This is a genomic window from Spongiactinospora gelatinilytica (assembly GCF_003236385.1).
GTDB classification, from domain to species: Bacteria; Actinomycetota; Actinomycetes; order Streptosporangiales; family Streptosporangiaceae; genus Spongiactinospora; species Spongiactinospora gelatinilytica.
The window spans coordinates 23661-37127 of record NZ_POUA01000030.1; the positions used below are offsets into that span (position 1 = coordinate 23661).

Annotated in this window: 13 protein-coding genes; 6 read left to right on the plus strand and 7 right to left on the minus strand. The window is 71.8% G+C overall.

The window, feature by feature from the left end; all coding sequences use genetic code 11:
• Position 1: 1 nt before the first annotated feature.
• From C1I98_RS06440 to C1I98_RS06450, 3 genes are all read right to left on the minus strand, one after another.
• A complete protein-coding gene (locus tag C1I98_RS06440) occupies positions 2–514 on the minus strand; it encodes a MarR family winged helix-turn-helix transcriptional regulator (protein WP_111166150.1) in 513 nt (170 codons plus the stop codon).
• Between the two features lie 42 nt (positions 515–556).
• Entirely contained in the window at positions 557–1867 is a 1311-nt protein-coding gene (locus tag C1I98_RS06445) for a M50 family metallopeptidase (protein WP_111166151.1), read from the minus strand.
• Positions 1868–1963: 96 nt separating this feature from the next.
• The gene (locus C1I98_RS06450; protein WP_111166159.1) at positions 1964–3079 is read right to left on the minus strand and encodes a PP2C family protein-serine/threonine phosphatase; all 1116 of its coding nucleotides are present in this window, start codon (positions 3077–3079) and stop codon (positions 1964–1966) included.
• A 180-nt stretch (positions 3080–3259) separates the two neighbouring features.
• On the opposite strand from C1I98_RS06450, the gene C1I98_RS41225 reads away from it, so the two are divergent.
• Positions 3260–3436 (plus strand): hypothetical protein, encoded by a 177-nt coding sequence (locus tag C1I98_RS41225; RefSeq protein ID WP_158557938.1) that lies wholly within the window; start codon positions 3260–3262, stop codon positions 3434–3436.
• 21 nt (positions 3437–3457) lie between these two features.
• On the opposite strand, the gene C1I98_RS06455 is transcribed toward C1I98_RS41225, so the two are convergent.
• On the minus strand, positions 3458–3928 hold the full coding sequence (locus C1I98_RS06455; protein WP_111166152.1) for a ribose-5-phosphate isomerase: 471 nt from the start codon (positions 3926–3928) through the stop codon (positions 3458–3460).
• Between the two features lie 92 nt (positions 3929–4020).
• Here C1I98_RS06455 and def point away from each other — a divergent pair, with 92 nt between their 5' ends.
• The gene (gene def, locus C1I98_RS06460; protein ID WP_111166153.1) at positions 4021–4509 is read left to right on the plus strand and encodes a peptide deformylase; all 489 of its coding nucleotides are present in this window, start codon (positions 4021–4023) and stop codon (positions 4507–4509) included.
• 15 nt (positions 4510–4524) lie between these two features.
• Here the strand turns inward: def and C1I98_RS06465 are convergent, their stop codons facing one another.
• Entirely contained in the window at positions 4525–4950 is a 426-nt protein-coding gene (locus C1I98_RS06465) for a hypothetical protein (RefSeq protein WP_233507268.1), read from the minus strand.
• A 97-nt stretch (positions 4951–5047) separates the two neighbouring features.
• On the minus strand, positions 5048–6454 hold the full coding sequence (locus C1I98_RS06470) for an aldehyde dehydrogenase family protein (RefSeq protein WP_111166155.1): 1407 nt from the start codon (positions 6452–6454) through the stop codon (positions 5048–5050).
• 248 nt (positions 6455–6702) lie between these two features.
• On the opposite strand from C1I98_RS06470, the gene pepN reads away from it, so the two are divergent.
• The 3 genes from pepN to C1I98_RS06485 all read left to right on the plus strand — a co-directional run bounded on the left by pepN (position 6703) and on the right by C1I98_RS06485 (position 11829).
• The gene (gene pepN / locus C1I98_RS06475; RefSeq protein WP_111166156.1) at positions 6703–9279 is read left to right on the plus strand and encodes an aminopeptidase N; all 2577 of its coding nucleotides are present in this window, start codon (positions 6703–6705) and stop codon (positions 9277–9279) included.
• 193 nt (positions 9280–9472) lie between these two features.
• Entirely contained in the window at positions 9473–10852 is a 1380-nt protein-coding gene (locus C1I98_RS06480) for a serine/threonine-protein kinase (protein ID WP_111166160.1), read from the plus strand.
• Positions 10849–11829, plus strand: a complete 981-nt coding sequence (locus tag C1I98_RS06485; protein ID WP_233507272.1) for a hypothetical protein — start codon at positions 10849–10851, stop codon at positions 11827–11829. Before C1I98_RS06480 ends, C1I98_RS06485 begins: the two co-directional genes overlap by 4 nt.
• A gap of 15 nt (positions 11830–11844) precedes the next feature.
• On the opposite strand, the gene C1I98_RS06490 is transcribed toward C1I98_RS06485, so the two are convergent.
• Positions 11845–12573, minus strand: coding sequence for an FHA domain-containing protein (locus C1I98_RS06490; protein WP_199536758.1), 729 nt, complete (start codon positions 12571–12573; stop codon positions 11845–11847).
• A 130-nt stretch (positions 12574–12703) separates the two neighbouring features.
• On the opposite strand from C1I98_RS06490, the gene C1I98_RS06495 reads away from it, so the two are divergent.
• Positions 12704–13467, plus strand: a 764-nt coding sequence (locus tag C1I98_RS06495; protein WP_146607311.1) for a serine/threonine-protein kinase, incomplete at its 3' end; no start/stop codon positions are given.

Below are 13467 nucleotides of genomic sequence, written 5' to 3' on the forward strand. Positions count from 1 at the left end.
GTCAGCCGGCCAGGGCCTCGGCGATCACGCGGTCGAGGCGGGCCGGGTCGGCGGGGCGCGCTCCGGCCGCCTCCGCGAAGCGGGTGATCAGTCGCGCGAAGGCCGCGCGGTCCTCCTCGCTCCAGTCGGCCATGAGGCTGTCGAGGTAGGCCCGGCGGTGGCGGGTGACGGCGTCGAGCACGCGCCGCCCCGCCGCGCTCGGCACCAGCCTGACCCTCCTGGCGTCGATCTGGGACGGCTCGCGCTCCACGAAGCCCGCCGCGATGGCGTCGTTGACGAGCCGGCTGGCGGTGGAGGGGTCGACGTCCATGTGCTCGGCGACGTTGCCCACGGTAACCTCGGCGGACTCCTGCCCGAGCCGGGAGACCGCGCCGACGACCATCACATTGGACATCTGGATGGGACGGGCCGGGTCGCCGGCCTTGCGCGCGCGAAGCGGCCTGGCCCACATCCGGCGCAGCCGGAACAGGGCGACGTCGATCGCGACACCAGGCGCGGTCCGCTGTGCTTCCACGCTGTCAGACTACCATCATTTGTGTGTAGCCTACATATAAGCTCATCCCGACAGCCGGACCGGGTTCACCACGTCGGCGTACACCAGCAGGACCGCCATCACGACCATCACCGCCGCCACGCCGTACGTTAGCGGCAGCAGCTTGGCGATGTCCACGTAGCCAGGGGCGGGCCGCCGGGTGAGCCGGGCGAACCCGCGCTTCAGGCCCTCCCACAGCGCGCCCGCGACGTGCCCGCCGTCCATCGGCAGCAGCGGGAGCAGGTTGAACACGCCGATCGCCAGGTTGAACCCGGCCAGCAACTGGACGAAGAACGCGATCTTGTCGCGCACCGGTGCCTCGGAGGCGGCGATCTCGCCGCCGATGCGGCCCGCCCCGACGATGCCGATCGGGCCGTTGGGGTCGCGCTTCTCGCCGGAGAACGCGGCCTCCCACACGCCGACCATCTTCTCCGGCAGCCGGAGCAACGCCCCCGCCGTGGCCGCGGTCAGCTCCCCCATGTAGACGCCGACCGCGCCGATGCTCTGGCGTTCCATCGTGACGACCGGGCTGACGCCGAGGAAGCCGACACCCTTGTCGATCTTTCCGCGTTCGTCCAGGCTCTCGCGGTCCTGGGGGATGAGGTTCGCGGTCACGGTGAGCGGGCGACCCGCCCGCTCGATGCCGATCAGGGCCGGTCCGCCGCCGGAGGAGCGGATCGCGCGCGAGGCGGCGTCCCAGGTGGCGACCGGCTTGCCGTCCACTGAGACGATCCGGTCGCCCGGCCGCAGCTTGGCCGCCGCCGCGGGACTCGGCTTGTCGCCCGGGCCGCACTTCGGATTCTGCAGGTACGCGGCCTCGGACTTCGCGCACTCCGTGACGACGTCGACCACGGGCTGACTGACCCGCACCCCGAAGCCCATCAGGAGCACCGCGAACAGCACGAAGGCCAGCACGAAGTTCATCGCCGGGCCGCCGGCCATGATGATGACCTTCTGCCACCACGGCTTGCGGTAGAACACGCGCTGCTCGTCGCCGGGGCGGACCTCCTCCAGCGCCGCGTCCCTGGCGTTGTCCACCAGGCCCTGGAACATGCCGGTGGAGGTCTCGCGCAGCTTGCGCGGGTCGTCGGACGGCCGGGGCGGCAGCATCCCGATCATGCGGATGTAGCCGCCCATCGGGATCCACTTGACGCCGTACTCCGTCTCGCCCTTACGCCGGGACCACAGGGTCGGCCCGAAGCCGATCATGTACTGCGGGACCCGCACGCCGAAGCGCTTGGCCGGCACCAGGTGGCCGATCTCGTGCAGGCCGATGGAGATCATCAGTCCGACGAGGAAGATGAGGAATCCGGCGATGCTCAGCCAGAGCTCCATGAAACCCCCGGTGCCGTAAGCGAAGTGGAGCAGAACAGGACGCGCCTCTTAGGCTAACCGAATAGCGCCCTAGCCAGCCCGTTCGGTGCACAAGCCTCACGGACGCCAGATGAGCACCAGCGCGCAGTCGTCGTTGTGCCCCGAGGACATCGCGTTGACCAGGGTCCGCGCGCCCTCCCGGTAGCCGGAGGCGAGCAGCCGTTCGGCCTCGCCCAGCAGCCGGTCGAGCCCGGCGTCGATGTCCCTGCCCGGCTGCTCGATCAGCCCGTCGGTGTAGAGCAGCAGCGCGTCGCCCTTGCGCAGTACCCCGCTGTCGGCCTCGCAGTGCAGGTCGGGCACCACACCGAGGACCACGCCCTTGGCACTGGCAACCTTCCAGGCCCCGCTGCCCGCCTCGAACTTCACGACGGGCGGGTGCCCGGCCGAGGTGATCACGTACGCGCCGCTGGACAGGTCCAGGCTGAGGTGGACGGCGGTGACGAAACCCTCACCCTCGCGCTGGCGGTGCAGGTAGGTGTTGCATGCCGGCAGGAAGTCGGGCACCGAGCCGAGCAGGCCGCCGAACGCGCCGGACAGCAGCAGCGCCCGGGTGCCCGCGTCCACGCCCTTGCCGGAGACGTCCACCAGGGCCAGCTCCAGCCGGTCGGCCTCGCGCATGGACACCACGAAGTCACCGCCGAACGACGACCCGCCCGCCTGCTTGAGCACCACCTTGGCGCCCCAGTCGCGGGGCAGCGCGGGCAGCTCGCTCTGGCTCTTGAGCCGGTCGCGAAGCTCCAGCAGCATGGCGTCGCCGCGCAGGCCCTGAACGCCGAGCTTGCCGCGGGTCCGCGACATCATCGCCGCGAGCACGCTGGTGAAACCCATCGTGACCAGCAGGCCCGGACCCACGTGCCGCTGCCCGTGGACCACCGCGACGAAGCCCAGCGCCACCACCACCGCGAGGATCAGCACGGCGAGGCTGCGCAGGCGTAACTGCAGGCCGCCGATCAGCGTCACCAGGATGAGCAGCGATGGGGAGAACCACTCCGTGGACACCCGGGCGGCCAGCCCGCCGATCACCAGCGCGACCGCGCACAAGGTGATGAGCAGGTTGCGATCGCGAGCCAACGGGCCGCGCCGTGCGAAACGCACGATGCGTACCAGAAACGGCACACGGACCAGGACCGCACGGAGCCGCGGAGGGATCAGCGGCGCCGGTCGGGAACTCATGATGCGCTCGACTGTATCGGGCAACGGCCCAGTTGGGCAGCCCACTTGACCAAGACCTTGATCACCGAAGGGGCGCGAACCGGCTGATAGAAGATCAGAAGCAGCCGTTTCACCACGCGCCGCGTCCGCCCACGACGGCGATCCCGCCCGTCCCGCGCCCCGGTGTTCTAGGGTTCGGGTATGGCGTTGCAAAGCCTGCAGATAACCGCGATCACGGCGATGCGGGCGCGCGATGTGTCGCGCCCGTCCAAGGAGCAGCAGGAGGGGGCCGACCGGCGTCCGCTGCGCGATGAAATGCCGCGGCGCGAGGCGCGCCGCGGCCGGGACGAGCAACGGGACCGGCGGCGAGACCAGTAGCGAAACGCGCGCCGGCGAGGCTCAGGAGGGCAGTGAGGGAAGCTGGCCGATCGTCTCGTAGGCGTCGATCTGGGCGATGCGCCTGCTGTGCCGGGGCTCACCGGAGAAGACGGTGGCCAGGAAGACCTCGACGAACCTGGTCGCCTCCTCCTGGGTGTGCATGCGCGCGCCGAGGCTGACGATGTTGGCGTCGTTGTGCTGGCGGGCGAGCCGCGCGGTGTCCTCGCTCCAGGCCAGCGCCGCCCGGATGCCGCGCACCTTGTTGGCGGCGATCTGCTCGCCGTTGCCCGAGCCGCCGATCACGACGCCCAGGCTGCCGGGGTCGCCCGCCACCCCCTCGGCCGCGCGCAGCACGAAGGTCGGGTAGTCGTCCTCGGCGTCGTAGACGAACGGCCCGCAGTCGATCACCTCGTGACCGTGCTCCTTCAGCCAGGAGGACAGATGGTTCTTCAGGTCATGGCCGGCATGGTCGGCAGCGATGTAGACACGCACCGCCCCAGTCTGGCAGGTTCACCGGCCGCGGCGGACGGCGATCCCGGTAGAGTAAGAGACGACTACCCCTTCCGTCCCTTACAGGAGCACTGATGCGTGACATCCGGCTGATCGGCGACCCGGTCCTGCGCACGCCCGCCGAACCGGTGACCGTGTTCGACCGCGATCTGCGCCGGCTCATCGACGAGATGTTCGCCGCGATGTACGCGGTGGACGGCGTCGGCCTGGCCGGGCCGCAGATCGGGGTGTCGCGGCGGCTGTTCGTCTACGACATCGCGGGCCGCAAGGGGCACGTCATCAATCCCGAGCTGACCGTGGACGACCCCGAGCCCATGGTGGACGAGGAGGGCTGCCTGTCGGTGCCCGACCGCGCCACCCGAACCCCGCTGTACGCGCCGACCTCCCGGGCCTCCGGTGTCAGCATCACCGGGGCGGACCGGCTGGGCCGCCCGCTCGGCCTGCGCGCCAGGGGGCCGCTGGCCCGCTGCTTCCAGCACGAGACCGACCACCTCGACGGCATGCTCTACGTGGACCGGCTGCCCAAGGACGCCGCGCGCCGGGTGCTGCTCCAGGCGGGCTGAGCGGCAGGCGGGGCCTCAGCTCTCCTGCGACTGCCGGGCGCGCCGGCGCCTCAGCGGCCAGGCCATCAGCCCGGCCCCGGCCGCCATCAGCAGCGCGACCACGATCCACTCGTTGGACCCGCCCGGCCCGTAGACGTGGCCGGGCCGCCCGGTGTCGAACGCGCGCGAGTGCCGCCCAGGGGTGAACATGGCGCGGTCGCTGCCGTAGAACCCGACGCCGTCGCGGCGGACCGCGCCGTCATCGGACCGGAACTCCCCCACCCACGTGCACTGCTCGTGCCCCGGGTGCAGGACGCACTCCACCCTGGCGGCGGTGAACGTGCCGGGCGTGCCGTCGCCCCTGGCGGCGGTCAGCGCGGCCCCGAGATTCTGCGCGGCCAGCACGATCAGCAGCAGCCCGCACGCCATCACCACAACGTCGAAGGCGCTCACCCGGCGCAAATCGGCACCTCCTCAACCGGCTCGACCGGCCGCCGCCGCGCGAGGGCCGCACCGCCAGGCTCTCCCACCCGGGGCGCGCGGGCAATGCCCCGCCGGGTCAGAGATGCAGCGCCTTGATCTCCAGATACTCCTCCAGGCCGTAGGTGCCCAGCTCGCGCCCGACCCCGGAGTGCTTGTACCCGCCGAACGGCGCCATCGGGTTGAATTTGCCGCCGTTGATCGCGACCTGCCCGGTGCGCAGCCGGCGCGCGACCGCCACCGCGCGCTCCTCGGAGCCCGCCCAGACCGCGCCGGACAGCCCGTAAGGCGTGCCGTTGGCGATCTCCACCGCCTCGTCCTCCCGGAGGTAGGGGATGATCGACACGACCGGGCCGAAGATCTCCTCCTGCTCGATGGTCATCCCGGGGGCGACCCCGGCGAAGACCGTCGGCGAGACGTAGTAGCCCACGTCGAGGGGCCGTTCGGTGCCGCCCGCCACCAGCCGCGCGCCCTCCTCCTGGCCGCGGTTGATGTAGTGGACCACCCGCTCGCGCTGCGCGGCCGAGGCCAGCGGGCCGAGCCTGGTGCCCTCCGCGAAGGGGTCGCCCACCGTGTACCGGGCCGCCGCCTCCACCGCCAGGCCGACGACCTCGTCGTACTGGTCACGATGGACGATCACGCGGGTCAGCGCCGAGCAGGTCTGCCCGGAGTTGATGTACGCCCCCGCCACGGCCGCCTTGACCGCCGTGCCCAGGTCGGCGTCCGGAAGGATCACGCAGGCCGACTTGCCGCCCAGCTCCAGGGCCACCCGCTTGACGGTCTCGGCCGCCAGCGCGGCGACCCTGCGCCCGGCGCGCGTGGAGCCGGTGAAGGACACCATGTCGATCTCCGGGTGGGCGGCGATCGCCTCTCCCACCACCGGCCCCAGGCCGGCGACCATGTTGAACACCCCGGGCGGCAGCCCCACCTCGTCGAAGATCTCGGCCAGCGCGTACGCCGCCAGCGGGGCGACCTCGCTCGGCTTCAGCACCACCGGGCACCCCGCGGCGAGGGCGGGGGCGACCTTGCACACGACCTGGTGCAGCGGGTAGTTCCAGGGCGTGATCGCGCCGACGACGCCGGCGGGCTCCTTGAGCACCCGGGAGTTGCCGACCCGCTCGCCGTCGAAGTCGTAGGTCTCGGCGAGCCGGGCGAAGGAGGCGAGCACTCCGGCGGGCATCAGCGTGTGCACCTTCAGCGCGATGCCGTACGGCGCGCCCATATCGGTGGCGATGATCCGGGCGATCCGCTCGGCCCGCTCCTTCACCAGCTCCGCGGCCGTGGCCAGGAGCTTGCCGCGCTCGGCCGCCGGAGTGACCGACCAGGCCCCGAACGCCTCGCGCGCCGCGGCGACCGCCACCCCCACGTCGTCGGGCGATCCCGCGGGCACCCGGTCGATCACCTCTTCGGTGGCCGGGTTGACGACGTCGATGCCCTCGGCCGAGGCCGAGGGCGTCCAGGTTCCGTTCACGTACAGGTGGCGCATGGCCCCATCCTGGCGCGAGCCGTGCCGATTCGCGAGCGGATCGGCGGCTTGTGGACAGAAGGCCGGGAACACGCTCAGTCAGGGGCGGCCTTCCCCTATCGCGACGGGCCATGTCAACCTGACATGACCCGATCTTCCTGGTGCGACATTCCTCCACCGTCGTGGCAGGATTCAGAACATCCGTCCGCAGTAGGGCGGGCGAGTACCGTGTGATGACGCTGCGTCAAGGCGTGTAAAGAGGAGTGCATGTGGCAGGCAATCTCACCCGTGACGAGGCCAGGGAGCGCGCCCGGCTGCTGAAGGTCCATTCCTACACGGTCGAGCTGGACCTCACGGAGGGCGAGGAACGGTTCGAGAGCGTCACCACGGTGAGGTTCGCCGCGGCGCGGCCCGGTGGCGAGACCTTCATCGACCTGGCGGGCGCCCACGTACGGCGGGTCGTGCTCAACGGCGCCGACCTCGACGTGTCGGCCTACGACGCCGAGCGCGGCCGTTTCCCGCTGGCGGGTCTGGCCGCGGACAACGAGCTGGTGATCGACGCCGACTGCGCCTACATGCGCACCGGCGAGGGTCTGCACCGGTTCGTCGACCCGGTGGACGAGAAGGTCTATCTGCACACGCAGTTCGAGACGGCCGACGCCCACCGGATGTACGCCTGTTTCGACCAGCCCGACCTGAAGGCCACCTTCGAGCTGACCGTGCTCGCGCCCGGCGACTGGGAGGTCGTGTCCAACGCCGCCGCCGAGGAGCCCGAGGAGCTGCCCGAACACCGCGGCAGGCACGGCATCCTGCGGGCGTCCAGGCGCTGGCACTTCCCGCCCACCCCGGTCATCTCCACCTACATCACCGCGCTGGTGGCCGGGCCATACCACAAAGTCACCGACGAGCATGATGGCATCCCGCTGGGGATCTACTGCCGGTCCTCGATCGCCGAGCATCTCGACCCGGACAACCTGTTCGAGGTCACCAAGCAGGGCTTCGACTTCTTCCACCGGGTCTTCGGCATCCGCTATCCGTTCGGGAAGTACGACCAGCTCTTCGTGCCCGAGTTCAACGCGGGCGCGATGGAGAACGCGGGCTGCGTGACCTTCCTGGAGGACTACGTCTTCCGATCGCGGGTCACCGACGCGACGGTCGAGCGCCGCGCGGAGACGATCCTGCACGAGATGGCGCACATGTGGTTCGGCGACCTGGTCACCATGCGCTGGTGGGACGACCTGTGGCTGAACGAGTCGTTCGCCACCTACATGTCGGTGCTGTGCCAGGCGGAGGCCACCCGGTGGGGCCAGGGCGCGTGGACGACCTTCGCCAACGTGGAGAAGTCCTGGGCCTACCGCCAGGACCAGCTTCCCTCCACCCACCCGATCGCCGCCGACATCGTGGACATGCAGGCGGTCGAGGTCAACTTCGACGGCATCACCTACGCCAAGGGCGCGTCGGTGCTCAAGCAGCTCGTCGCCTACGTCGGCCTGGACAACTTCCTGGCCGGGGTGCGCGACTACTTCAACGAGCACGCGTGGGGCAACACCACCCTGTCGGACCTGCTGTCGGCGCTGGAGCGCACCTCCGGCCGCGACCTGACCTCGTGGTCGAAGGAGTGGCTGGAGACCTCGTGGGTCAACACGCTGCGTCCCGACTTCACCACCGACGACGAGGGCAGGTTCACCCGGTTCGAGGTGCTTCAGGAGGCTCCGCCGGAGCATCCGACGCTGCGCTCGCACCGCGTCGCGATCGGCCTCTACTCGCTGGACAACGGCGTGCTGCGGCGGACCAAGCGGGTCGAGCTGGACGTGGTGGGCGCCCGCACCGCCGTACCCGAGCTGGACGGCGTGGCCCGGCCCGACCTGGTGCTGCTGAACGACGACGACCTGACCTACGCCAAGATCCGCCTGGACGAGGGGTCGCTGCGCACGCTGGTCGAGGGCGGCATCTCCTTCTTCGCCGACTCGCTGCCGCGCGCCCTTTGCTGGTCGGCGGCCTGGGACATGACCCGCGACGCCGAGCTGGCGGCCCGCGACTACGTCAAGCTGGTCTGCTCGGGCGTCACCTCGATCAAGGACATCACGGTCGCGCAGAGCGTGCTGCGCCAGGCACGGCTGACGGTGCAGCAGTACGCCGACCCGGCCTGGCGGGTCACCGGCCTGGACGAGCTGGCCTCGCGGCTGCGCGGCCTGATCGGCTCCGCCGAGCCCGGCTCGGACCACCAGCTCGCCTACGTCAACGCGTTCGCCGCGGTGGCGACCTCCGACGGCGAGCTGGAGTACCTGCGCGACATCCTTGAGGGCCGCTCGGTGCCCGCCGGCCTGACCGTCGACACCGACCTGCGCTGGACGCTCATCCACGCGCTGGTCTCCGGCGGCGTGCTCGGCGAGGCCGAGATCGAGGCCGAACTCCGCCGCGACGCCACCGCCACCGGCGAGCGCTCGGCCGCGCTGTGCCGGGCCGCGATCCCCACCGCGGAGGCCAAGGCCGCCTGCTGGGACCGCATCGTCGCAGGCGAGCTGAGCGGCGCCCTGCTGCGCTCGACGATCGTCGGCTTCATGGACCCGCACCACACGGCGCTGCTGGTCCCGTACACCGAGCGCTACCTCTCCGAGGTCGGCCGCATCTGGAAGAGCTGGACCTCCGACATGGCCCAGAACTTCGTGGTCGGCTGCTTCCCGGCGCTGCTCATCGAGCAGAGCACGGTGGAGCGGACCAACGAGTACATCGCGTCCAACGACCCGCCACACGCGCTGCGCCGCCTGCTCCTCGAAGGGGCCGACGGGATCAGCCGCGCGCTGCGGGCCCGAGCCAAGGACGCCGCGGCGGCCACCGTGGCCTGACCCTCGCACACCCATCCGGCGGATTTCCGCGCGGCCACCGCCGTCCCCGCCGGATTCCCGGCGATCGGCCCACGTCGGTGGGCCGATCGTCGACGATGATCGACGAGCTGCTGATAACCTCTTGGCTTGACGTTTGTCGGGATTCTTCACTGACAGGATCCTTTTTGGGGGCACTCACTTCCGGGGGTTGGCCGTGCTTGGACCGGGGACTCTGCTCGAGGAGCGGTACCGGCTCGAACACCGCATCGGCGGCGGCGGCATGGGCGAGGTGTGGCGGGCGACCGACCAGCTGCTCGGCCGTACGGTGGCCGTCAAGGTCCTGCTGCCCGCGCTGATGGAGGACCCCGGCTTCGAGGCCCGGTTCCTGGCCGAGGCCAGGGCGATGGCCACCCTGCACCACCCCGGCGTGGTCGACGTCTACGACTACGGCTCCTGCGGTCTGCCCGACGGCAGCCAGGTCAGCTACCTGGTGATGGAGCACGTGGACGGCGAGTCGCTGGACCGCGTGCTGCGCCGCGGCGCGCTGCCGCCGGCCACCGCGATGCGGGTGATCGCCGAGGCGGGCGACGCGCTCGCCGCCGCGCACGGGCAGGGCATCGTGCACCGCGACGTCAAGCCGGGCAACCTGCTGGTCCGCGCGGACGGGGGGCTGGCCCTCACCGACTTCGGGATCGCCCGCTCGGCGGCGGGCAGCCAGCTCACCAGCACCGGCATGGTGCTGGGCTCGGTCGGCTACTGCGCGCCGGAGCAGGCCACGGGCGGGGAGATCACCCCGGCCGCCGACATCTACGCGCTGGGCGTGGTGGGCTACCAGTGCCTCACCGGCCGCATGCCGTTCGAGGGCGAGACTCCGGTCCAGATCCTGGTCAAGCACCTCAACGTCGAGCCGCCCGCGCTGCCCGAGGAGATCCCGGCCGCGCAGCGCCGGGTGGTGACGCGCGCGCTCAGCAAGGAGCCCGCCGACCGCTGGCCCTCGGCCGCGGCGATGGCCGAGGCCGCCCGCCGCGCGGCCGACGACCCTACGGCACAGCCGCCGCCCGAGCCCGTCCGAGCCGTGCGTGAGCCGACCACGGTCCCGGCCGCCGCGGCCGCCCCCGCGGGCGGTCGCCGCCGCACGCGCGCGATGGCCATGTTGGCCAGCGCCGGCCTGGCCGTGGTCGCCACGCTGACGCTGGGCGCGGTGGTCTGGATGCAGCAGTCCACCGGCTCGACGGGGCCGAGCGAGCCGCAGGTGCGCGAGGTCGTGCCGAGCGCCACCGAGGCGGACGAGCCGAGCGAGTACCCGCGCAGGCCCGCCGAGCGCAGGTCCAGGGAGGTCAAGGAGACCTGGCCCGCGCCGACCCCGACTTTCGAGCCTACGGGCGAGGAAGAGCCCACCGGGGAGCCCACGCAGGAGCCGACCGACGAACCCACGCAGGAGCCGACCGGCGAGCCCTCCGGCGAGCCGACGGACGACCCGCCGCCCACGACCGGCGACCCCGAGCCGCAGCCGAGCACCCTGCCGACCTCCGAGGAGCCGCCCCCGGACGAGCAGCTGCCGCCACAGCAGTGCGTCCGCGCGCCCTGCCCGTGACGCCGCCACTGGACACCGCACATGACCTGCTGGTCGAGCTCGCCGCGCGGCACGCCTACGCCGATCTCGGGGCGCTCGCGCCGCGCGTCCTCGGCGAGCGGGAGGGCGAACGGGTCGCCGACGTGTGCGAGTTCGGGCAACGGCTGCTGTCCCTGGACGCGGAGGACTTCGCCGCGGAGGCGCGGGCCGTGCCCGCGGAACTGCGCAGACGGGCCCGGAACTGCCACATGCCGCAGACGCCGCGCGAGCAGCCGCGCGGGGCGCTGGCCACGCTGGTCCCCGCGTACGGCCTGCTGCTCGAGGTGATCGCGGTCCGCTGGCGGCGGCGGGAGCTGAGCCCGATGACGGCGGCGGTGCACATCGCGGCCGAGTACCTCCCGTTGCTGGCGTTCGAGCCGGCGCTCGGCCATGCGGGCGACCCGGCCGCCTGGCCCGCGGGGCTGGCGGCTCCGGGCAGCAGATTCGGCGTCATCGGCGACCGCGAGTGCGACCACACCAGGGCCGAGCAGTCGGCGGTCAACCGCACGCTGCGGGTCGCGGCGGAGCCGGGCGAGGGCTGGCGGGCCTACTTCGACCGGCAGCACAGCCAGGTCGCCGGGGCGCTGGCCACGTGCGTGGCGCGGTGCCGCGCCCCCTGCGCGGCGATGGACTGGGTGGCGGCCCCCGACCGGGCCGACCTCGCGGCGCGGGCCAAGGTCGCGCTGGCGTTCGCCGACACGCCGCTGGTACGGCTGCGCCACGCCGCCCCGGTCGGCCACGGATTCGGCGTGCCCTCCGCCGAGGAGGTGCTGGAGGCGTGGGAGCGCAGCCGTTCGGCGCTGGACAAGAATCCGATCGGGAGCACGGCGACCCGCGACGACGGGTTTCCGCTCGCGGGCCTTCCTTCGCTGTTCTCCGCCGTCGCCGCGGCCCCCGTGGCGCCGGCCACGCTGCTCGCCGACATCAGCGCGCACCTGTCGGCCATGATCACCGAGTGATCCCGGGGCCGCTCCTCAGCGGCCGGGCACCGGCAGCAGGGCCAGGTGCGCGCTGGTGACCAGATCGAACCTCATGGCCAGCGAGACCAACGCGTGGCGCTGCCAGTCGGCCTTGCCCTCCCCGCCGTGCGGGTCCTTGACGTGCAGCTTCTTCTCCGCCAGGTAGCCGATGTGAAACCCGATCGCGGTACGGCTCAGCCCGAGCCCCGGCAGCCGCTCCATGATCTCCGGGATGGTCGGGATGCGGGAGCTGGCCGGGTCGCGCAGCCGCGGCTCGCACAGGGCCACCAGGATCCTGAAGTACTTGGCGTTCTGGTCCAGCGGGTACGCCACCTGCGTGGCGGTCCCGCCCTCGGCCCTGCCCGGCGGCGCGTGTACGTGCTGCGGCGCGAAGACCAGGAAGGACACCGTCCCGTCCACGGCCGGCAGGCTGACCCGGGAGAACTCGAACGGGATCGGCGCCCCGATCCGGCCGGGCGGGATCTTCAGGAACTCACCGCCGCCCTCCGGGTTGTCCACCACGTAGGTCTTGGTCGTGTTGAGGTTGGACAGCAGCCAGTAGTCGGCGATCGCGGTGATCTCACCCGCCCGCCGGGACACCGCCGGGTCGTCCAGCATGATGTCCACGGGCGATCCGGGGGTCCCGCGGCCGAAGAACGCGTGCTCGCCGGGTGCGAGCTCCATGGAGTACGGCCGGTCGGCGGTCGGCGAGGCGGCCATCTGGATGAGGATCGTGCTGCGCATCAGTAGAGGACCCTACTTCGTTTCAGGAGGAAGGTCGCAGGGCGATCATCATGGTGTCGCGGCGAAGAGGGAACCTGGTAGATGCCAGGGCACGTGGACGAATCCTTGATCATCGGCAATGATGAGGGGAATGACCGCTCCTTCCTTCGCGGGTCGCTACCGGATCGAGCAGATCATCGGGGTGGGCGGGTTCGCCACGGTTCATCTGGCACATGACGACGAGCTGCGCTCGCCCGTCGCGGTGAAGATACTCGCCGACAACTGGGCGCGGCAGTCCGACGTCCGCGAGCGGTTCCTGCAAGAGGCCAGGCTGCTGCGCAGGGCCGACTCCCACTGGCTGGTCCAGGTCTTCGACATCGGCGAACTCGACGACGGCAGACCCTACTTCGTGATGACCTACGCCGACCGGGGCACCCTGCACGAGCGCCTGTCCGGCGGGGCGCTCGCGGTGGAGGAGGCGCTGCGGGTCATCGGGGAGATCGCGCAGGGCGTGGCGGTGCTGCACGGCATCGGCGTGGTCCACCGTGACCTCAAGCCCTCCAACGTGCTGTTCCGCTCGCGCGCGCACGGCGGCGAGCGGGTGATGGTGGCCGACCTCGGCATCGCCCGGTCCACCGACCACCTGACCGGGCTCACGCTGCCCGCCGGGTCGCCCGGATACATGGCCCCGGAACAACTCCACTTCGACGGCGCCCCGGACGCCCGCGCGGACGTACACGGGCTGGGCGCGCTGACCTACCACATGCTGACGGGCCAGGTGCCGGGCAGGCCGGAGGAGCGGGTGCCGCCGAGCGCGCTCCGGCCCGGCGTGCCGCAGGAGGTCGATGAGGCCGTGATGCGCGCCCTCAGCCCGGACCGCGACCGCCGCTGGGCCGACGCCGCCGCGTACCTCGC